This is a genomic window from Streptomyces sp. CBMA29 (assembly GCF_014596445.1).
Lineage (GTDB): Bacteria > Actinomycetota > Actinomycetes > Streptomycetales > Streptomycetaceae > Actinacidiphila.
The window spans coordinates 1-20,961 of the sequence record NZ_MECL01000198.1; the positions used below are offsets into that span (position 1 = coordinate 1).

Annotated in this window: 17 protein-coding genes; 9 read left to right on the plus strand and 8 right to left on the minus strand. The window is 74.1% G+C overall.

Translation table 11 applies throughout. The annotated features are described in order from the left end of the window. Positions 1-1,422, plus strand: a 1,422-nt coding sequence (locus BGM09_RS26470; RefSeq protein ID WP_188284214.1) for an AMP-binding protein, incomplete at its 5' end; no start/stop codon positions are given. A 134-nt stretch (positions 1,423-1,556) separates the two neighbouring features. Here BGM09_RS26470 and BGM09_RS26475 read toward each other — a convergent pair. The 7 genes from BGM09_RS26475 to BGM09_RS26505 form a co-directional block, all read right to left on the minus strand. Further along, entirely contained in the window at positions 1,557-5,381 is a 3,825-nt protein-coding gene (locus BGM09_RS26475) for an SDR family NAD(P)-dependent oxidoreductase (protein ID WP_188284215.1), read from the minus strand. A gap of 9 nt (positions 5,382-5,390) precedes the next feature. After that, on the minus strand, positions 5,391-6,146 hold the full coding sequence (locus tag BGM09_RS26480; protein ID WP_188284216.1) for an ABC transporter permease: 756 nt from the start codon (positions 6,144-6,146) through the stop codon (positions 5,391-5,393). Further along, positions 6,136-7,074, minus strand: a complete 939-nt coding sequence (locus BGM09_RS26485; RefSeq protein ID WP_223187641.1) for an ABC transporter ATP-binding protein — start codon at positions 7,072-7,074, stop codon at positions 6,136-6,138. Before BGM09_RS26485 ends, BGM09_RS26480 begins: the two co-directional genes overlap by 11 nt. A gap of 103 nt (positions 7,075-7,177) precedes the next feature. After that, entirely contained in the window at positions 7,178-9,898 is a 2,721-nt protein-coding gene (locus BGM09_RS26490) for an AfsR/SARP family transcriptional regulator (protein ID WP_188284217.1), read from the minus strand. A 62-nt stretch (positions 9,899-9,960) separates the two neighbouring features. Then, on the minus strand, positions 9,961-11,232 hold the full coding sequence (locus BGM09_RS26495) for a pyridoxal-dependent decarboxylase, exosortase A system-associated (protein ID WP_188284218.1): 1,272 nt from the start codon (positions 11,230-11,232) through the stop codon (positions 9,961-9,963). Next, the gene (locus BGM09_RS26500; protein ID WP_188284219.1) at positions 11,229-12,971 is read right to left on the minus strand and encodes an acyl-CoA ligase (AMP-forming), exosortase A system-associated; all 1,743 of its coding nucleotides are present in this window, start codon (positions 12,969-12,971) and stop codon (positions 11,229-11,231) included. The genes BGM09_RS26495 and BGM09_RS26500 overlap by 4 nt, the downstream gene beginning before the upstream one ends. Continuing rightward, positions 12,964-13,242, minus strand: coding sequence for a phosphopantetheine-binding protein (locus BGM09_RS26505; RefSeq protein ID WP_188284220.1), 279 nt, complete (start codon positions 13,240-13,242; stop codon positions 12,964-12,966). The genes BGM09_RS26500 and BGM09_RS26505 overlap by 8 nt, the downstream gene beginning before the upstream one ends. Before the next feature lie 350 nt (positions 13,243-13,592). On the opposite strand from BGM09_RS26505, the gene BGM09_RS26510 reads away from it, so the two are divergent. Further along, the gene (locus BGM09_RS26510) at positions 13,593-14,672 is read left to right on the plus strand and encodes a helix-turn-helix transcriptional regulator (RefSeq protein WP_188284221.1); all 1,080 of its coding nucleotides are present in this window, start codon (positions 13,593-13,595) and stop codon (positions 14,670-14,672) included. Between the two features lie 208 nt (positions 14,673-14,880). Here the strand turns inward: BGM09_RS26510 and BGM09_RS26515 are convergent, their stop codons facing one another. After that, positions 14,881-16,740 (minus strand): condensation domain-containing protein, encoded by a 1,860-nt coding sequence (locus BGM09_RS26515; RefSeq protein WP_188284222.1) that lies wholly within the window; start codon positions 16,738-16,740, stop codon positions 14,881-14,883. A 280-nt stretch (positions 16,741-17,020) separates the two neighbouring features. Between BGM09_RS26515 and BGM09_RS26520 the strand changes: the two genes are divergently transcribed. From BGM09_RS26520 to BGM09_RS26550, 7 genes are all read left to right on the plus strand, one after another. Then, complete coding sequence (locus BGM09_RS26520; protein WP_188284223.1) at positions 17,021-17,206, plus strand: hypothetical protein; 186 nt, start codon at positions 17,021-17,023, stop codon at positions 17,204-17,206. A 165-nt stretch (positions 17,207-17,371) separates the two neighbouring features. Continuing rightward, on the plus strand, positions 17,372-17,638 hold the full coding sequence (locus BGM09_RS38595) for an acyl carrier protein (protein ID WP_188284224.1): 267 nt from the start codon (positions 17,372-17,374) through the stop codon (positions 17,636-17,638). A gap of 31 nt (positions 17,639-17,669) precedes the next feature. Next, the gene (locus BGM09_RS26530) at positions 17,670-18,302 is read left to right on the plus strand and encodes an acyl-CoA dehydrogenase family protein (RefSeq protein ID WP_188284225.1); all 633 of its coding nucleotides are present in this window, start codon (positions 17,670-17,672) and stop codon (positions 18,300-18,302) included. Then, entirely contained in the window at positions 18,299-19,435 is a 1,137-nt protein-coding gene (locus tag BGM09_RS26535; protein ID WP_188284226.1) for an acyl-CoA dehydrogenase family protein, read from the plus strand. Before BGM09_RS26530 ends, BGM09_RS26535 begins: the two co-directional genes overlap by 4 nt. Continuing rightward, positions 19,432-20,031 carry a hypothetical protein gene (locus BGM09_RS26540; protein ID WP_188284227.1) on the plus strand — a complete coding sequence of 200 codons (600 nt, stop codon included), beginning with the start codon at positions 19,432-19,434 and terminating at the stop codon, positions 20,029-20,031. The genes BGM09_RS26535 and BGM09_RS26540 overlap by 4 nt, the downstream gene beginning before the upstream one ends. Further along, positions 20,028-20,528 (plus strand): GNAT family N-acetyltransferase, encoded by a 501-nt coding sequence (locus tag BGM09_RS26545; protein ID WP_188284228.1) that lies wholly within the window; start codon positions 20,028-20,030, stop codon positions 20,526-20,528. Before BGM09_RS26540 ends, BGM09_RS26545 begins: the two co-directional genes overlap by 4 nt. After that, positions 20,521-20,958: a GNAT family N-acetyltransferase gene (locus tag BGM09_RS26550; RefSeq protein ID WP_188284229.1), complete on the plus strand. Its 438-nt coding sequence runs from the start codon at positions 20,521-20,523 to the stop codon at positions 20,956-20,958. Before BGM09_RS26545 ends, BGM09_RS26550 begins: the two co-directional genes overlap by 8 nt. Positions 20,959-20,961 lie beyond the last annotated feature (3 nt).

Here is a 20,961-nt window from a genome sequence, read left to right on the forward strand (position 1 = left end):
GTCGGCTCCACCGCCGTCGACTACACGCGTCTTGACGCCGCCGCGCGGGCGCTCGCCGGGACCGTCGTCGCGGCGGTCCCCGGCGGGCGGCCCCGGCGGGTCGGCCTGCTGGCGTCCCGTACCGTGACCGCCTACGCCGGTCTGCTGGCCGCGCAGTTCGCGGGCGCGGCCGTCGTGCCGCTGCACCCGGGCTTCCCCGCCGACCGCACCGCCCGGATGATCACCGCGGCCGGTCTGGACGCGCTGATCGTGGACGAGCGCGGCGCCGCCGTGCTACCGGAGCTGGCCGGGGTCCTCGACGGCGTCCCCGTCGTCGGGGAGCCGGTCGGGGAGCCGGTCGGGGAGCCGCTGGAGCAGCCGCTGCCGACGACGCCCGACGACATCGCGTACATCCTGTTCACCTCGGGCTCCACGGGCACGCCCAAGGGGGTGCCCGTGCTGCACCGCAATGTCGACGCCTACTTGCGCTTCGTGCACGGCCGCTACGGCTTCCACAGCGGGGACGTGTTCTCGCAGACCTTCGACCTCACCTTCGACCTGGCGATGTTCGACCTGTTCACCGGCTGGGGCAGCGGCGGCACCGTGGTGAGCGTGCCGCCGACCGCGTACGCCTCGCTGGAGCGGTTCGTGGCCGAGCAGGGCATCACGGTGTGGTTCTCCGCGCCGAGCCTGGTGTCGCTGCTGCGGCGGCGGCCCCGGGGGCTGCCCGCGGGCAGCATGCCGAGCCTGCGCTGGAGCCTGTTCTGCGGGGAGCCGCTGCTGGCCCACGACGCGCGGGAGTGGGGCGCGGCGGCGCCCGGCTCGGTGGTCGAGAATCTGTACGGCCCGACCGAGCTGACCATCTCGTGCAGTGTGCACCGCTGGGACCCGGTCACCTCGCCCCAGTCGTGTGTCAACGACGTGGTGTCGATCGGCCGTCTGCACCCCGGTATGCGCGCGCTGCTGCACGAGCCCACCGAGGACGGTGACGGTGAACTGTGCGTCACCGGCGACCAGATGTTCCCCGGCTATCTCGACCCGGCCGACGACGAGGGCCGGTTCCTGGAGCACGGCGGCGAACGCTGGTACCGCACGGGCGACTTGGTACGGCCGCTGCCCGGCGACGCGTTCGCGTATCTGGGCCGCCGCGACCACCAGGTGAAGATCCACGGGGTACGCGTCGAACTGGCCGAGGTGGAGTGGGCGTTGCGCCGGGTCGAGGGTGTGAAGGAGGCCGTCGCGGTCGCCGTGGACGGCGAGTTGACCGCCTTCCTGCTCGGTGAGCGGCGGCCTCCCGCGGCCGTCGCCGAGGATCTGGCGGCCTTTCTGCCGCGCGCCCTGGTCCCGCGCCGCTTCGTCCAGGTCGAGGAGTTCCCGCTCAACGCCAACCGCAAGATCGACCGCAAGGCCCTCACGGCGCGCGCCGCGGCGGCCGACCGGTGACGGCACCCCGCCACCGGGTGGCGGAGCCGGGCGTGCCGCACGGGACCACCGCGCGGACAGCACGCGGAGGGCGGCCGACGCGGAAGGTCCGCGACGGCCGCCCCTGGCGGTACGGGTGCCGGTACCGGCCGGTGTCAGCCCTCCACGAAGGAGGCGAGACGGCGGACGGTGAAGTGCTCCAGCAGGTCGGTCGGGGCGAGGTCGCACGAGAGGGCCGCGCGGATGCGCGCCGAGAGCTCGACGGCGACGAGCGAGTGACCGCCCAGTTCGAAGAAACCGTCATCCGCGCCGATTCCCTCCACCGCGAGGACCTGGCCCCAGATCTCCGCCAGCGCCGCCTCCGTGCCCTCGGCGGGCTCGGCGTACGGGGTGCGCAGCTTCGGCCGCGAGTGGCGCTGCCCGTCGTCGGCCGCCCGCTGCGCCGCCGACGTGCCGTCGCCGGTGACCCACTGGGCGAGCCGCGGTGCGAGCGGCCCGGAGGAGATCACCACGTGGGCGAGCCGGTCGGCCGAGGCCAGCGCCCGCTCCAGCAGGGTCAGGCCCTCCCGCGGCGTCATCTCGTAGACCGGCACGGTCGGTTCGCGGTCCGCCTCACGGCGCTCCGTGTCGATCGCCCAGGTGTCCCAGTCGACGGTGATCCAGCGGCCCTCGCCGCGCAGCCGGGCCCTGCGGGCGTACGCGTCCAGCGCCGCGCCCGCCGCCGCGTGCGGGCCGAACGTGACGCCGCCGAGCACCGCGGACAGCGAGGACACGGTGATCCTGCGGTCCTTGGCGCGGTCGCCGAGGACCGCCTGGAGGGTGTGGAAGCCCGCCACCTTGGGGTGCAGGTGCGTGGCGCGGCTGTCCCGGTCGGACAGGTGGGCGATCTCGAACCGGCTCGGGTCCTGCGTACCGGCCGCGTGCACCACCGCGTCGATGCCGCCGAACCGCTCGTCGGCCGCTCGGACGACGGCCCGCATCGCCTCCTCGTCACCGACGTCCGCGCCCATGGCGATCACCTCGGCGCCGCGCGCTTCCAGATCCAGCACGTTCCTGAGGTGCCGGGCGACCCGGTCGTCGCCGGCCGACAGTTGCGACCAGCGCTCACGCGGCGGGAGTTCACCGCGCGAGGTCAGCACCAGACGGCAGCCGTAGCTCTCCGCGAGGTGCCGGGCCAGGGCCAGGCCGACATCGCCGAGACCGCCGGTGATCAGCACCGTCTCGCCGTCCCCGAACACCGGACGCGCGGGGTCGGTCTCCTCCAGCGGGTGCGGCTGATAGGTCCGCGCCCACAGGTCGCCGGCCCGGACGGCCGACGGTCCCTGGTGCGGGTGGACGATCGCGGCGAGCGCCTGGTCGACCGCCGACGGTGTGACGGCGCCCTGCGCCGGGTCCAGGTCGAGGTGACGGCACGACAGATGCGCGTTCTCCTGGCCGATGGTGGGGGCCAGCGCGGCGAGCGCCGCGTGCTCCGGATGCCGCAGATCGGCGCCCGTCACGGAGACGGCCCCGCCGGTCAGCAGGGTCAACTCGGCCTGTGCGGGCTCGGAGTCGGCGGCCAGCACGCCGACCAGGCCGAGCGCGGAGTGCGTTCCCCACTCCTGCTGCGCGGTGAAGTGCCCGGCGCCGTCGCCCTCGGGTGAGGCGAGCGAGAAGCCGTGCACGAGCGTGCGGGGCGCGACGAACTGCCGGGCCAGCAACTCCCCCAGATCCTCCGGGTGTTCGACGCGTACGGTGAAGTCCCCCGCCGCGTCCTGCCCGAACTCCCCGCCGGGCCGTGCCGTGACGACCTCGGCGCCGGCCACCGCCAGTCGGCGTACCAGCGCCTCGGCGCGCTCCTCTGCGGCCAGCACCAGCCAGGGCCCGGCCGCGCGCAGCCGCTCGTCCAGATCGCCGGTGGGCAGCGGGCGTTGCTGCCACGCGGGCAGATACGACCACTGCGCCAGGTCGTCGACCCGGCCCTCGACCGGCGGCTTCTCACCGCGGGCCCCGGGCCGTGCCTCCACCCAGTGGCGGGTGCGGCGGAAGGGGTAGGTGGGCAGCTCGGCCCGCCGTCCCTCGCCCTTGTGCAGTGCGGCCCAGTCGATCGCGGCGCCCGCCAGCCACAGTCGGCCGACGGTGGTCACGAGCCAGCGCGCCGCCGACCCGGAGGGAGCGTCGGCGTCGGGGGCGACGGTGACCGTCTCGAAGTGCCCGGTCCCGGTGTCGCCGGCGGCCCTGATCCGGACGCCGATCGCCCGCAGCCCCTGTTCCAGGACGGCGGAGACGGCCGGGCAGGCGCCGCCCTCGGTGGTTCCCGGCAGCAACGAGGCTGCCGCGGACGCCAGTTGGGACCGCCAGTCGGCCGGTCCCTCCTCCTGGGCCAGCACCACGGCCGGGTCGTGCCGGGTCGTCTCGCCGTCCACCCAGCGGCCGGGGTCGCCGAGCGCGGCGACCGCGTCCTGGAGGTCGTCGCAGACCACGAAGCGGCGCAGTGCGAAGTGCCCGCGCGAGACCTGGAGGGTGTAGGCGACGTCGGCCGGGTCCAGTTCGGAATGCGCGGCCAGGTGGGTGCGCAGCCGCTCGGTGACCTCGTCGAGCGCGGCCTGGTCGCCCGCGGAGAACGCCAGCAGGTGCGGTCCGGGGACGGCGGCGCGGGCGGCGCGCGGCGGGGCCTGCTCGATGACGACGTGCGCGTTGGTGCCGCCCATGCCGAAGGAGCTGACTCCGGCCCGGCGCGGCTCGGGTCCGGCCGGCCACGGCTGGTTCCGCGGCAGTACGGTGAAGCGGTCGGAGGCGGCGGCCAGCGCGGGGTTGGGCTTCTCGAAGCCGGGGATGGCCAGCCGTACGCCGTCGCGGACGCCGAGCGCGGCCCGGATCAGGCCGGTGACACCGGAGGCCCGGTCCAGGTGGCCGACGGCCGGTTTGGCCGAGCCCAGCACGATCGGGGTCTGCGGTGTGGTCTGGAACACCCGTGACAGCGCGGTCAGTTCGATGCCGTCGCCGAGCGCGGTGCCGGTGGCGTGGCACTCCACGTACCCGACGGACTCGGGCTTGACGTCGGCGACGTTCAGCGCGGTACGGATCACCGCGGCCTGTCCCTCGACGCCCGGCGCGGAGTAACCGACGCGCTCCTGACCGTCGTTGTTGACCGCGGAGCCCAGGATGACCGCGTGGATCACGTCGCCGTCGGCGAGCGCGTCGGTCATCCTGCGCAGCGCGACCACGCCGACGGCCGCGCCCATCACCGTTCCGTCGGCCGCCGCGTCGAAGCTGCGGACCGTGCCCCGCGGCGAGGTGATGCCGCCCGGGTAGTACATGTAGCCGGCCGGCTGCGGAAGCGGCAGGAAGGCGCCGCCGGCCAGTGCCAGATCGCTCTCGAAGGTCAGCAGGCTCTGGCAGGCCAGGTGCACCGCGACCAGCGACGTCGAGCAGAAGGTCTGCACGCTCAGGCTCGGACCGCGCAGGCCGAGTTTGTACGCCACCAGGCTGGTGAGCGAGTCCCGTTCGTTGCCGACCGCGACCAACTGACCGCCGCCGGGCTCGTCCATGACGTGCGCGACGTTGTCGAGCAGGTAGTCGGGGAAGGCGGAGCCGCCGAAGACACCGACCTGTCCCGGCGGGGCCACCGGCGGGTAACCGGCGTTCTCCAGCGCTTCCCAGGAGCACTCCAGGAAGAGCCGGTGCTGCGGGCCCATCGTCTCCGCCTCGCGCGGCGAGAAGCCGAACGCGGCGGCGTCGAAGTCGGCGATGCCGTCGACCGGCCCGCCCACCCGTACGTAGTGCGGGTTGGCGGCGGTCCGCGCGGAGACGCCCGCCGCGGCCAGCTCCTCGTCGGTGATCTCGCGCAGGCCGCTGACACCGGCCAGCGCGTTGCGCCACAGCGTGGCCACGTCCGGGGCGCCGGGGAAGCGGCCGGCCATGCCGACCAGGGCCACCGCGGAGTCGTAGGCGTCGTACGCCTCGTCGGTCTCGTCCGTCTCGTCGGGTATGTCAGACACGATGTCTCCTCACAGCAGGTGGCTGCGGCCCCAGCCGCGCGAGAGCCGGTAGGTGGCGAAGGCGCCGCAGGCCACGCCGATCGCCAGGCAGACCAGCGCCGGGCGCAGCATCCGCGAGGCGTCGCCGTCGATGGCGGCGTGCAGCAGGGACATCGCCCAGTAGCCGGGCGAGGCCGGGGCGATGTGCTGGGCCCAGGCGGGCATCAGGCTGACCGGCACCAGGGCGCCGCCGAGCGCGCTGACCAGCATCGCGCCCAGGTCGGAGACCATGCCGAGGTCGCCGCGGCTGCGCACGACCGTGGCGAGCGCCGTACCGAGGGCGAGCAGGGTGAAGCCCCACACCGCGACGGCCAGCATGATCCAGCCCAGGGTCGGCGGGACCGGCAGCCCGATCACCAGGCAGCCGAAGATCAGCAGCACACTCTGCTGGAGCAGCAGGATCACGAAGGCCGGTACGGCCTTGCCCAGCAGGAGCTGGGCCCGTGAGGCGCGGGTGACGCGCAGCCGGTCCCAGGTGCGCCACTCGCGCTCGACCATGATCGAGTTGCCGACGATGGAGAGCGCGAAGACGGAGAACATCACCAGCGGCCCGGTGACCGCCTGGAGTGTGCCGGTCTTGAGCGCGGTCACGTACAGCGGTTTGAAGACCAGCATCAGCAGCATCGGCATCGCGATGTAGCTGATGAGCTGTCCGGGGTCGCGCAACCGCAGCAGGGTGTTGTACTTGGCCATCAGGCCGGACCGGTAGAGGGATTCAGTCGACATCGAGCACCGCCAGGGATCGGTAGAGGTCGTCGAGGTCGGGCTTGCGGACGTCGACGGAGGTGACCGGCTGCCGCGCCTCGTGGAGCAGCCGCACCAGGGCGGCGGTCGGGTCGGTGGTGGACTCGTGGAGTTCGCTGCCGTCGGCCAGGACCACGCGGACCTCGCCGGGCAGGCCCTCCAGGAGCTGCGCGCTGGTGCCGCGGGCGACCACCCGGCCGCGCTTGGCGACGGCGATGGTCGCGGCCAGTTCGGTCAGTTCGGTCAGGTAGTGGGTGGTGTAGACGACGGCCGCGCCGTCGGCGGCGCGCAGCTTGACGGTGTCGAGCAGCGCCTGCCGGGTCTCCGGGTCGGCGCCCGCGGTGGGCTCGTCGAGCAGCAGCAGGTCGGGGCGGTGGATCATGGCGACGGCCGCCTGCGTACGGCGCTGCTGGCCGCCGGAGAGCACACCGGCCGGGCGGTCGAGGAATTCGGTCAGCCGCAGCGCGGCGGACAGTTCGTCGACGGCGGACGTGAGGGCGCCGCGGCGCAGGCCGGAAAGGCCGCCGAAGAACTTCATGTGCTCGCGGACGGACAGCGGCGGGTAGAGGGCGATGTTCTGCGGGGAGACCCCGATGCGGCCGCGCGCCTTGGTGGGCTCCTCGCCGCCGATGAGTACGCCGCCGGAGTCGGCCCTGATGAGCCCGGAGACGATCTCGACGAAGGTCGACTTGCCCGCGCCGTTGTGGCCGACCAGGCCGACGATCTCGCCGCGGTGCGCGGTCAGGTCGAAGCCGTCGAGCGCCTGGACCTCGCCGTAGCGCTTGCTGAGGCCGGTCACTTCGAGCATGGCCCGGTCGCTGTCCTTACCGCTCCTGGCGGCCCGCCGGTCCGGCTTCCGCGACGGTTCGTCCCGCACTCCCGCCGGCGGCGAGGGGGTCCTCAAGCTCATTGCTCCTCCTGGGAATCGGTGTGCTGCCAGTGCAGAACGCGGTGGTCAGGGCCGGTGGACGCGGTGGCCGGGCACCCGTACCGCACGGGGTACGGCGCCCGCGTCACTGCTCCTCCACCGATTCGGTACGCCGGCGGGTGGGGAAGGAGGCCGCCGGGCGGTGCCGGGGGGCCGAGGAGCGGGGGGCCGGGGTGGTACGGGCCGCGGGAGTGCCGGAGCCGCCGGTGCTGGCGGCCAGGCCGTAGCGGCGCTGGGTGGCCGGAACACCCCAGGCGGAGGTCTCGACCGGTGTCGCGGGCGCCGGTCCGGCGCCGCCGCGGCCGGGACGCGGGGTCCTGCCGTCGGCCGCTGCCCCGGTCTCGCGGGCCAGCCGCTCCAGGGCCTTGCCCGCCGCCGCGCGCCAGGAGTCGGCGCCGAGCCGTTCGAAGGCGCCGAGCGCGCCCCGCAGCCGGGCGGTGGCCTGCTCGTACCGGCGCTCGCGCAGGTCGAGCGTGCCGAGCGAGAAGAGGATGGCGGCCTCGCCGAGGGAGTCCCCGGCCCGCTGCGTGGCGCGCAGCGCGTCGGTGCCCGCGGCCCGCCAGTCGTCGTGGGCCCGCTGGACCGCGGCCAGCGCTCCGACCGCGACCGCCAGGTGCCAGCACGCCTCGGTCTCGTGGACGTCGGCGGCCTGCCGTACGGCGGCCAGCAGCGACTCGCGCTCGGTGCCGTACCACTCGCCGGGGTCGCTCAACACGGCCCGCAGCATGGGCAGTTCCATGGGCCAGCGGGTGGGGTGGTGGAGTTCGGCGGCCGGGGTGCCGCCCTGGCGCAACAGCGCCTCGTCGGCGAGCGTCAGCCACGCGCCGAGCAGCCGCCGCCGCGGGGCCGACTCGTCCTGGTCCTCGGCCAGTTCCGCCAGGCACTCGGCGGCGTGCAGCCGGGTCAGGCCGCGCAGCCGGTAGCGGGCGGTGACGCCGCTGCCGCCGACCGGATCGACCAGCCGGGCGTCGACCAGCGTCTCCAGCACGTCCACGGCCGACGCGGTCGCCACGTCGAGCAGCGGGGCCGCGGCCCACGCGGGGAACTCCGCCGTGGGCAGTCCGCCGAGCCGGGCGAAGAGCTGCCGTGCGGGCGCGGCCAGTTGCTCGTAGGCGCCGCGCAGCGCGGCCCGTACGTCCAGGCCCTGGTGGAACAGCTCGTCCAGCCGGCGGCGTTCGTCGCGCAGCCGCGCGGTGAGCTGGGCCAGGCTCCAGTGCGGGCGGGCGGACAGCCGGGCGGCGGCAGCCCGCAGCGCCAGCGGCAGCCCGTCGCACAGCTCGGCCAATTCGATCGCCTCGCTGGGCTCGGCCGCCACCCGCTCGCGGCCGGTCATCGCCGCGAGCAGCTCCACGGCCTCGGGGATCTGCGGCACTTCCAGTTCGACGGTGTACGTGTCGGCGGGCGCCGACAGCCGGGCCCGGCTGGTGACGAGCAGACCGCAGGTGGGGGCGCCGGGCACCAGGGGGCGCAGCAGTGTGACGTCGGCGGCGTCCTCGACGACCACCAGCATCCGCCGCTCGGCCAGCGCGCTGCGGTAGAGCGCGGAGCGGCCGTCCAGCGACTCCGGTACGGCGGCGGCCGTGAAGCCGAGCGCCCGCAGGAAGCGTTCCAGGACGTCGGAGACCTCGCGGGGACCGGCGCCGACCGGCAGCCGCGCGTACAACTGGCCGTCGGCGAAGGCCGGGGCCAGGGCGTGCGCGGCCTCGACGGCGAGCGCGGACTTGCCGACGCCCGCGCAGCCGGTGATCACGGCCATCGGCGCCGACGGCGCGGACAGCCGGTCGGTCAGTTCCGCCAGGACGTCGGCGTGGCCGGTGAAGTCGGTGATCCGGGCCGGGAGCATCCGCGGCAGCGGCAGCGGCGCGGTCGCGTTGACGGTGGCGGGCGCGGTGACCGCCGGAAGGTCAAGGTCGTTGGAGCCGTTGAGGATGGCCAGCTCCAGCCTGAGCAGCACCGGCCCCGGCTCGATGCCCAGTTCCTCGATGAAGGTACGCCGCACCTGGTGGTACGCGGCCAGCGCCTCGGCCTGCCGCCCGCAGCGGTACAGCGCGGTCATGAGCTGTACGGCGGGGCGCTCGCGCAGCGGGAATTCGGCGGCCAGCGCGCTGATCTCGCCCAGCACCTCGTGGTGCAGGCCGAGCCGCAGCTCGGCGTCCAGGCACTCCTCCAGCACCTCGAAGCGGCGCTCGGAGACCCGTACCAGCTTCGTCTGCACCACGGGGCTGTCGACCTCGGGCAGCGGGTCGCCGTTCCACAGGTCGAGCGCCTCGCGAAAGGCGGTACGGGCGGCGGCGGGCCGCCCGTCGGCCGCGGCGGCCCGGCCGCGGGCCGCCAGCTCGTCGAAGACGTGCAGGTCCAGCTCGCCGGGGGCGAGGTCGAGGGTATAACCGAGGCCGTGCATGCGGATGCGCTTGCCGAGCCCGGCGCGCTCCATCCGCTGGCGCAGTGCCGACACGGCGGTCTGCACCTGGGAGCGGGCGGTCGCGGGCGGGGTACCGCCCCAGACCGCGTTCACCATCGTCTCGAGTCCCACGCCGCGGCCGGTCTCCAGCAGCAGCAGCGCCAGCACGATCTGCTGCCGCCGCGCCGTGACCGCCACCTGCTGGGAGCCGCGCACCTCGAGGGAGCCGAGTACCCGGAAGCGGACCGCGGTGCCCACCGGGGCGGCGGGCGCCTGCCCGTCCACGGTGGGCTCACCCGTCAGGTCCGTTGTCGAGTCCGATGTCGAGTCCGCGGGCGGGTTCGCAGCCGGGTCCGGCGTGGGGTCCGCCGTGGCTCTGGCGGGGAGGGGTGATGCGATCGCCATGTCCGTCAGCCTTCCTTGCAACGTGAGGCTCGCGGGGCCCGGTGCCGCCGCGGCGGGTGGGTTCAGATCAGGACTTCGTGCGGTGCCGGATGGCCGAGGAAGCCGACCGGACTGGCCGTCAGGCCGTAGGCGCCCGCCTGGAACACCGCGATGAGGTCGCCGATCTCCGCGTGGGGCAGTGACACGTCCTTGCCGAGCAGGTCGAGCGGCGTGCAGAGGCAGCCGACCACGTCGACCGTCTCGGTGGCCGGGGCGACGGCGGAACCCACCACCGCGATGGGGTAGTTGCGCCGGATGGCGCGGCCCAGGTTGCCGGTGGCCGCGAGCTGGTGGTGCAGACCGCCGTCCACCACGAGGAAGGTGGTGCCGCGGGAGATCTTGCGGTCCACGACCCTGGTCAGATAGACACCGGCCTCGCCGACCAGATAGCGGCCGAGTTCGATGACGGTGCGCGCCTGCGGGAGCGCGGGACGGATGGCGGTGTCGAGGAGTTTGGCGAGGTTCTCGCCGATCGGCCCCAGGTCCAGGGCCCGGTCGCGGGCGGCGTAGGGGATGCCGAAGCCGCCGCCGAGGTTGAGGTAGCGCACCGGTCCCGGCGCGTGCTCGGCCAGTTCCGTGACCAGTTCCACGGTGCCGCGCTGGGCGGCGCAGATGCTCTCGGCGTCGAGATTCTGCGATCCGGCGAAGACGTGGAAGCCCTGGAAGTCCAGCCCGGCCGCGCCGATCCCGGCCAGCAGTTCCGGCGCCTGTTCGGCGTCCACCCCGAACTGCTGCGGTCCGCCGCCGAGCCGCATGCCGGAACCGCGCACCGAGAAGGGCGGGTTGACGCGCAGCGCGACGCGGGCGGTGATGCCGAGCTGTTCGCCCGCGAGCCGGACCCGGGCCAGTTCCGTGGCCGACTCCAGTTCCACGATGACGCCCGCGGCGACGGCCTGCCGGATCTCGATCGAGGTCTTGCCGGGTCCGGCGAAGCCGATCCGCTCGGCCGGGACCGTGGTGTCGAGCGCGGTGAGCATCTCACCGGCCGACGCCACGTCGAGGCCGTCGACCAGCGTGCTCATGTGGTGCAGCAGCGCGGGCATCGGATTGGCCTTGACGGCGTAGTTCAGCTCCACGCCGTCGGGCAGCGCCGCCCGCAGTTCCGCGACGCGGCGGCTGAGCAGGGAACGGTCGTAGGCGAAGAAGGGGGTGGAGCCGACGCGTTCGGCCAGCCGCCCCGCGGGCACCCCGCCGACGGCCAACTCGCCGTCCACGACGGTGAACCGGCCGTGCCGGCCGAAGCCGCCGAAAGCGTCGGGGCCGTCCGCGCCCTGACCCGGTGCCGCGCCGCTCATCGGTTGCCCTCCACGGTCCTGCGCAGCTCGACCCGGTCGAACTTGCCGTTCACCGAACGCGGCAGTTCGTCCAGGACGACCGTGCGGCGCGGCAGCATGTACGGCGGCAGCTCGCGGGCGAGCGCCTGGTGCAGCCGGGCGGTGTCGCAGGCCCCAGCGACGACCAGGACCACGTGCTGGCCGAGCCGTTCGTCGCCGACGCCGAGCGCGACGGCCTCGGTGACCAGGCCGCTGGCGTACACGGCCTCCTCGATCTCGGTGGGGCTGATCCGGTAGCCCGAGGACTTGATCATGTCGTCGGTGCGGCCGACGAAGTACAGGAAACCGGCCTCGTCGCTGTAGACGGTGTCGCCCGACCAGACCGCCAGCTCGGTGCCGCCGTAGGGGACGGCGCCCGGCACCGGACGGAAGCGCTCGGCGGTGCGCTCGGGGTCGTTCCAGTAGCCGAGGGCCACCAGCGCGCCGCGGTGCACCAGTTCGCCGTGCTCGCCGGGCACGCACGAGGTGCCGTCGGGACGGAGCACCAGGATCTCGGCGTTGGGGATGGCCTTGCCGATCGAGTCGGGACGGCGGTCGGACTCGTCCGGGTCGAGGTAGGTGGAGCGGAACGCCTCCGTGAGCCCGTACATCAGATACGGCCGGGCCTGCGGGAAGATCTCGCGGAGCCGGCCCAGGGTGGCGCGGGGCATCCGGCCGCCGGTGTTGGCGAAGTACCGAAGTCGCGCGGTCGCCTCCTGCGGCCACTGCTGGGCGGCCAGTTGCAGCCACAGCGGCGGTACGCAGGTGAGCGCGGTCACGCCGTGGCGGGCGCAGAGCCGTACCACCTCGCGCGGCAGCAGGTAGTTGGTGAGCACCAGGTGGGCCCCGGCGATCAGCGTGGTGGTGAGCTGGCTGAAACCGGCGTCGAAGCTGAACGGCAGCGCGGCCAGCACCACGTCGTCCTCGGTGTGCCCGAGGTAGGAGGCGACGCTCTCGGCCCCGGCGAGCAGATTGCGGTGCGAGAGCACCACGCCCTTGGGGCCGCCGGTGCTGCCCGAGGTGTAGAAGACGGCCGCGACGTCGCCGTCCACGACGGCGTCGGCGCCGGGCACCGGCAGCGGCCCGTGCTCGCGCAGCCGCTCCCACGGCACCGCGGTCCAGCGGTCGTCGGCCGGCAGTACGGTGCCGGTGTCGCCGATCAGCACCAGGTGGCGGACGGTGGTGTCCGGCGGCAGCGCCGCGCGTACGGTCTCCAGCCGCTCGGCGGTGGTGACCAGCGCGGTGACCGCGCAGTCGGTGGTGATACCGGCCAGGTGACGGCCCTTGAAGAGCGGATTGACCGGGACGAAGACGGCCCCGGCCGCGGAGACCGCCAGCATCGACACGACGGTCTCGACGCGCTTCTCCGCGTAGACCGCGACGCGGTCGCCGCGCCGCACGCCCAACCGGTGCAGGCCGTAGGCGACTTCGGCGACCTGCTCGGCGAGTTCGCCGTAGCTGACGGTGCGGTCCTTGAAGGTCAGCGCCGGGCGGTGGGTCGCGCCGCGCGCGATCAGCCGGTCCAGGCGGGTCAGCGGCGCGGCGACCCGGCGGGCGGCCACCGCCGTGCCGTTTTTCACGGTTCCGTTCGCCGTGCCGTTCTTCACCGTGCCGTTGGCCGCCGTGCCGTTCGCCGTGCCATTGGCCGCCGTGCCGTGTGCTGTCGTCCGGCCCGTCGTCGGGTCGCTCACCGCCGACGCGCTCACCGTCGGCTCACTCATGGCCGGCCGCGAGTTCCGGCGTGACGAAGTCGGCGACGGTCGCCCACAGCGAGCCGACCGTGGCGAAGGTCTCCTCGGTCAGCAGCTCGTCGTCCAGCTCCACCCCGAAGCGGTCCTCCAGGTCCGCGAGAAGCTGCACGACGCCCATCGAGTCCAGCCCCAGCGCGGCCAGATCGGCGTCCGCCGTCAGCTCGTCGCCCTCCGCGTACGGCAGGCGGGGCAGCAGGACGTCCTGAAAGGTGCGCGGTATCTCCCGCGTCGTCTCGGCCATGGTGATCGGTCCCCTTGTCTTCGTCCGGTCTTCGTCTTCGTCCGGGGCGCGGGACCCACCCGCGCACAGATGTCACTTGACCGCCGGCCGCTCTCGAACCGCCATCGCAGCGCTCTCGCCCGGCCCCCCGGACGAGGTGACGCGGGTTCCCGGGGCGATGGCGCGGCCCCCGGCGGCGGCCCCCGGACAGTGGGCCGATAGCGGATCGATAGCGCGCCGGGAGCCGGTATCCGGGGGCGGTGAGCGGAACGAGGGCGGCGTGATGGCGGCCCGACGCACCATGGGCGGAGCACGAACGGAACCTGACCCGCCGCGGCACCGCATTGATCCACGAAGGGGAGGCAACCTCCATGCTCACGGGGATATCCGACCTCGCGCAGACACCGGACCGCCCGCCGGAACACCCGCGTCCCGCGGGATACGACCGGCACCCGGCCGGCGGCCACGACAGCGGCGATCTCGTCGCGGTCTACCAGTACGCGACCCGCAGCGGCGCCGTCACCCCCGGCTCGATCGACCTGGTCGCGCTCGAACTCGGCCTGTCCGCCGGGGAGGTGTTCGCCGCCGCCGCCCGGCTGGTGGAACTGCGGCTGCTGCGCACCGACGAGACGACCGGCGCCGGTCTCGTACCGGTGGACCCGCACTCCGCCGCGACCCAGCTCACCTCGCCGATCGAGCGGGCCATCCTCCAACAGCGCGAGCTGGCCGACCGGTTGCGCGCCCGGATCGACTCCATCGCGGGCGGTCCCGGCGGTGCGGAAGGGCCGCTCGGCGTCATCGACACCGTCGAGGGCGAGGCCGAGATCCGCGGCCTGCTGCGGCTGGCGGCCGGTGACTGCGCCACGGAGGCGATCGTCCTGCGCCCCGGTCACGACGCGCGGATCGCGCCCGACGACCTCTTCGACGCCTGCTACGACACGCTCGGCACGGAGATCGACGTACGGGTGCTCTCGCCGCACCGCGACCGCGCCGACTTCGCCTCCCGCGCCCGCGCCAAGAAGCTGACGGAACGCGGCGCGTCGATCCGCACCATCCGCTCGGTGCCGCAGACGGCGGTGGTCTTCGACCGCGCGCTGGCCGTGGTGGTCACCGCGGGCGAGGCGGGCGGACCGCCCACCGCGCGGCAGGTCCGCGACGAGACGATGATCCGGTGCATGGTCGACATGTTCGACCTGCTGTGGGACGGCGCGGCGCCCTTCGCGATGGAGGAGGCGGGCTACGCGGAGGACATCAACGACGACCTCCAGCGCTCCATCGCCCGGCTGATGGCCCAGGGCCTCACCGACGAGGTCGTGGCCCGCCGCCTGGACATGTCCGTCCGCACCTGCCGCCGCCACATCGCGGCCCTGCTGCGCAGCCTGGGCTCGGTCAGCCGCTTCCAGGCCGGCGTCCAGATCGCCCAGCGCCTGTCCCTGGAGGAGGCCGCCTGAACCCGCCCCCCGCGCACCCGTCCCCGACCCGCACGGCGGCGGCCGACCCACACCGGGTCGGCCGCCGCCGTGGGTTGCGGGGACGGTGCGGCATGCGGCCGGTTGCGGTGGGGCGGACGCGAGCCGGTCCCGGCACGGCCGCGCCGCCCTCGCCGCGGGTGGTCCGTGGCGAGGGCGGCGCGGTCAGCAGGGGCCGGGCGGACGGGTGTCAGGCCGGGGTCAGCTCCGGGGTCAGCTCCGCCGGGACCGGGGTCAGGCCGTGGGCCAGGCCCGACAGGGGCCGGGTACCGCCGAGTTGGGTCAGATCGGCGCCCTCCCAGCCGCGGGCGCGCAGCTCGGTCAGGACCCGCGGCGCGCGCAGCATCCGGCCGCCCGCCACGGTGTAGGAGGCGTCGAGGTCCACGGCGGCCAGCCCGTTGACCTCGGCGACGACGGCGGCCAGCGCGTCCGCGGCCACCGCTTCCGTACGCGCCGCGCGGGCGCCCTCCCCGGCCGTCACCCGGAAGGTGTCGGGGCGGCGCGCACCGGGCAGCGCGTATCCGGTGTCCAGGCAATGCAGCCGCAACTCCCGCTCGTCCAGCGGCTGTTCCGTCGTGACCTCGGCGAGCAGCCGGCCGTCTTCCACGGACACCCGCGCGGACCGTACCGCCGGATGCGCCAGCAGCACGCGCTCGGTCGCGTCCAGGTCCACCGCGTCGGGTCCGAGCCGGGCCAGGCGGCGCGGGGCGGGGGCGGCGAAGTCGAAGAGCGCGGTGGCCTCGTCGAGCCGCAGGTCGACGGCCGCGTCACGGTGCGCCTCCAGCAGCCGCCCGTACCCGCGCAGGAAGTGCTCGACGGCCGCCGCGTCCATCACGTCAGCCCGCGCGTTGAGGCCGACGGTGACCCCGTCGTCCCACTCCCCGACCCGCAGATAGGTGTCGGTCTCGGACAGCGCCCACGCGGTCGGCTCCGCCGTCCGCAGAAAGCGTTCCTTGCGGGTGCCGCAGCTCTTCGTCCCGTGGTTGAGGAAGTTGACCTCGGAGGAGGTCCTGATCGGCGCGCCGCGTCGGAAACCGTCCCGGGCGACCAGCTCCACGATCTCGTCGTACGGCGCGTACGCGTGCTCCTGCGCCGTCTCCAGCGCTGCCGCGACCCGCGCGACCACCTCGGCGAATCCGGGGTCGCCGCCGAGGTCGACCGAGACGAGCGCCGGGGAGAACATGCACGTCAGCACGGACATCCGGGGCCCGTCCTGGCGGTGGCTGGTCAGCCACCGGTGGGTGACCGTCCGCTCGCCGGTGTACGTGGCCATGGCCACCGCGTACGCCGCCAGGTGCACCGCGGACGGCCACACCCGCAGCCGGGCCGCGATCTCGCGGACCGCGGTGAGCAGCGCGGGCGAGGTGAGCGTCGCCCCGAAGGCGGCGGCGCCGTCGGGCGCGGCCGGCTCACGGCGCCGTACGAACATGTCGGCGGGCAGTTCGGGCACCGCCTGCTGCCAATAGCGCAGCATCTGCGCCCGTTCAGGCGACGGCCGGGCCTCGATGGCCGCGAGGTCGGCGGGCTGGTACGCGACCGGCGCCAACTGCGCCCGGCGGCCGGTGGCGAGCGTGCCGAGCAGCGCCTCGAAGTCACGCGCGAAGAGCTGCATGCTCCAGTCGTCGAAGGCCGTGTGGTTCAGGACGAGCGCCAGCGTGCGCGGCACTCCGCCCGTGGTGACCGCGCAGGCCCTGATCGGCCATTCGCGTTCCGGGTCGAACTCGGTGGTGGACATCTCGGCGATGACCGCCGCGGGTCCCGGCGTACCGTCCTGCTCGGTGGCGGCCACCAGCAGCGGCATCGGCCCCGGCGGCTCGACCCGCTGTCGCGGGCCCGGCGTGGCGTGTGCGTCGAAGACCGTGCGCAGCCCCTCGTGCCTGCGCACCAGGCAGGCCAGCGCGGACCGCAGGCCGCTCAGGGAGAGCCCCTGCGGCAGCGGGTAGTTGGTGACGATGTGCGCGTCGTGACGAGCGCCCGCGGGCACCTGCTGGTACCTCAGCCAGTGGTACCGCTGCCCCCAGCAGAGGTCCGCGCTTCTCACCTCGGGCATCCCGCCCTCCTTCCAGACCGTGAGTGGGACCGGCCCGGCCGCATTCGCGCGGGCCCGTGAATCACCTCCCAGCATCGGGCCCGAACGGGAATAACGGCAGCGTTTCACGGTGGCCGCTTGTTGACGGCAAAAAGCTGCCATCGGGATTCGACTTGGCGCAACCCGGCAAGGGTTGACGGGAGTTGCGCCGTCCGGGAATCTCGTGGTGTCGGAGAAACCAGATCCGGCATCCGGGGCCCACTCGGGTCCCGAATTTCCTTACATGGAAGGTGTGGTTCCTTTGTCCAAGACCGCCGTGAAGGCCGCCGTCAAGGCCGCGTCCAAGGCCGCCAGCAAGGCTGCCGTCAAGGCCGCTGACAAGTCGGCGTCCAAGGCCGCGTCCAAGGCGGCCAGCAAGGCCGCGAGCAAGGCCGCGTCGAAGGCGGCCGTCAAGGCCGCGGTGAAGGCCGCGTCCAAGGCCGCCTGATCTCGGACCTGCAACATGTCTGAGCTCACGGCCGTGTGACGTCCGTCGCCGGCAAGGCGCCGCGTCCGCCATCAGGCGGCCGGCGCCCTGCCGGCGGGCAGCCCTGCCCCAGGGCCGGACGGCCGACCGCTCGGGCCCACTTCTCCCAGGGAAGGGGAAAGTCCGGTGGAACACGCCGAGATTATCGAGCACCTTCAGCATTCCCTCTCCGTGATCCTGGACCGACCGCTCCCCGAATTCAGCGCGGATACCAGGATTCTCGAAGACCTGGAGATCGACTCCATGCGTTTTGTCGAACTCCTCATGAGCCTTGAGGACACCATCGGCCTCGAAGTCGACCCCGACACCCTCGAACCCGAGGTATTCCAGTCCGCAGGCTCATTTGCCGACTACATCAAAATCCGGCTGGACCTCACGCGGGTCGCCGGTTAGCCGAACACGGCACGGCCCAACGGAGGATTCGATGAGGGACACGCTCGTGGCGTGTGAAGCGGCGGCCCATGACGGCGGGTTCACGCCCGGCCTGGAGCTGGCGCTGCGCACGGTGGAGGTCGGCGCTCCCGCGGGACGCGTCGCCGCGTTCCCGGCCGGCCGGGTGCCCGCGGGCGCCGAGGTCGTGCCGCACCGCCTCGCGGAAATGGAGGGCGTCGCCTTCGTGGCGTGGCCCCACCGGCCCGCCGAATCCGCCGAATCCGCCGCACCGGCCTCGTACGACGGGCCCGACGACCGCCGCACCGTATTCGCCGCGCTGCTCGGCGCGGTACGGGTGGGCGTGTCCCGCAGGCTCCTCGACGACGCGGTCGCCCACCTGTCCGGACGGGTGGGCGGCGGCGAGCCCCTGATCCGCAAACAACTCGTGCTCGGCACCGTCGCCGACGTCATGACCGCACTCGACGCCGTACGCCAACTCCTGCTCGTCGCCCACCGCGTCCCCGCGGCCGTGGCCGACGCGCACGACCGGATCACCGCGCTCGACTGGGACACCGCCAAGCTCTTCGGGGCCTCCGGTTACCTCGCCGACGGACCGGTGCGCGCCGCGTACGTCGGCCGGCTCGCGGCGGACTGCTGGACCGACCGGGAGGACGTACAGCCATGATCCCCCTCGACACCCCGCTGCGGGAGCTGCGCGAACAGTGCCGGGAAGCGGGCCGGGAACTGCGCGCCCACGCCCTGGCCGTCGACGCCGACCCGGCCGGCACCGCCCACCTCGACCTGCCCGTCATGGCGCTGGTCAGATCCGCCTCCACCCCCAAGGACTACCGCTCCGGCTCCGCCGTGGACGACGGCGGCTACTCCGACACCTGCCTGTCCCGCGTGGTCGCCAGTGTCGAACTGGCCCGCGGCGACGCGGGGGTGCTCAGCGCCAACACCGGTCCCTCCCTGGCCGGCGTCGCTGTCGACACCCTGGGCAACGAGGCACAGCGCGAACTGTTCTACGACACCATCGCCGACGGCCGCGCCTGGACCTTCTTCGGCATGACGGAACCGGAGCACGGCACCGACGCCACGGCGATGGAGAGCAGGTTCGACGCGGCGGGCGACCCCGCCGACGGTTACCTGCTCTCCGGCTCCAAGCGGTATGTCGGCAACGCCTCCCGGGGCGCGATCGGCGTGGTCTTCGCCAGGACCGGCCGCAGCCCGCTCTCCATCCGCGGCGCGCTGATCCGGCAGCCCGCGCCGGGCTTCCACGGCGAGCCGCTGGACATGATCGGTCTGCGCGGCGCGCGGATCTGCCGGCTGGACCTCGACGAGGTGCCCGTACCGCGCGAGATGCTGCTCGGCGCCCACCTGCCCGCCTCACGGCGCGGCCTGTGGGGGATCAGCAGGACCTTCAACGCGATGCGGCTCCAGATCGCCGCGCTGGCCCTGGGCACCGCGCTCGGCACCCGCGACTACGTGACCGAGCAGCGCCCCGGCTGGTCGGGGCACGAGGTGGTCTCCGCCCGGCTCGACGCGGCCACGGCGCTGCTGTACGAGTCCGCGGCGGCCGTCGACCTCCAGCCCGACGTCGTACGGCCGCCCTCCATGGCGAAGCTGCACACCACCGATCTGGCGGTGCGCACCACGCACTGGGCGGCCCGAGCGCTCGGCCCCGGCGCGCTGATCGAGCACCCGCTGCTGGAGAAGTGGAGCCGGGACGTGCTCGCCTTCGAGTTCATGGAGGGCACCAGCAACATCCAGCGGCTGCACATCACCCACGACCTGGCTGCGCGGAAGGGACGGACATGACCGCCACGGATCTGACGGCGCGCCCGGCCACGGCGTCCGTCCCCGCCTCCATGGCGGCTCCTACGACCGCCCCCGCGGCTGCCCCCTCGACCTCGACCGCCCCCGCCCCCGCGTCCTTCGCGTGGTCCGCCCGGCCAGTGACGGACGCCGACCACGACGCCGTGCTGGACTTCTTCACCGAATCCGACTTCTACTTCCGCACCGCCCGCCCCGCCACCCGCCCGCAGTGGGAGATCCTTTCGCTGCTCGACGAGGACACCCGGCTGCTGAGCGCCGACGGACGGCCCGTGGGCCTGTACGCCCTGGAGGCGATGGGCGCCGAGCACGCCTGCCACTACGTGCTGCACCTGCGGCTGACCTCACGGCTGCGCACGGACGCCTGGGCGTCGGCGTACCGCGAGCTGGTCCGGGCGCTGCGCTGGCAGCGCGAGGTGGTCCGGCTGGCCGTCGTCGTCCACGAGTTCGACGACCGGGGCCTGACCGCCGCCCGCCTGGCGGGCTTCACCGAGGAAGGCGTCCTGACCGGACACGTCGTCCACGACGGACACCGCCGCGGTTCCGTCTTCCTCTCCCGGATCTGGGAGCCCACGTCATGATGCTGCGCGGATACCGGGGCGCCGACCTGCCCCTGCTCACCGGCCACTGGCTGCCGGGCGAGCTGCTCGGCCTGTCCGTGCCCGGCAGGCCCGCCCTGGCGGAACCGGCCCGGGTACCGGCGCCGGAGGGGCCTGGCGAGGACGGAACGCCGGGCCGGGACGACGAGTTGTGCGTCGTGCCCGGCACCGGTTTCGTCCGGCTCGCCGCCGTGGACTGGGTGCACCGCAGGGCGCGGCTGGAGATCGGCCTGCGCCCCGGCGCGCAGACCAGTGCGGAGCCGCTGCTGAAGGCCGCCCTCGACCACGCCTTCCGGGTGCTCGGCCTGAGCCGGGTCTTCGGCTGGGTCACCCCGGCCGTGCCGCTGCCCGACGGGCTCCCGCGCGACGCGCTGCTGCGTGACGCGGGGCTGAGCCCGGAGGCCGACATCCCGCGGGCGCTCTGGCTGGACGGCCGCCCGGTGGCCCGACAGATCTGGGGAGCGACCCGCCATGGCTGACCTGACCCTGCTCGGCACCGCCGAGGCCGCCGCGCGGCTGAGCGCCGCGCCGGAGGCCGCCCGCGGCTTCCTCGGCCTCGACCCGGTCACCCAGAACGGCCCGCTGCTCGCCCGCGAGCTGGCCCGTACCGGAGCGCAGGTGCTCCGGGCCGGTGACGTGCTGCTCGGATACGCGCCCAACCCCGCGCAGCCGCGCCAGGGTTGGGTCGCCACCACGTCCGCCGACCCGGAGCCGCTGGCCGCCCTGCTCGCCTTCCTGCGCACCTACCGCCGGTGCACGTCGTATGTCGCCGAGGTCCCCGACGGCTCACCGGCCGTGCCCGCGCTCGAAGCCTGCGGCTTCACCGGCGCCGGCCGGCTGCCCGGCCATGTCTTCCACACCGGCGGCTACCACGACGTGCTGGTCTACTGCGCCACCGAGGAGGGCTGACCC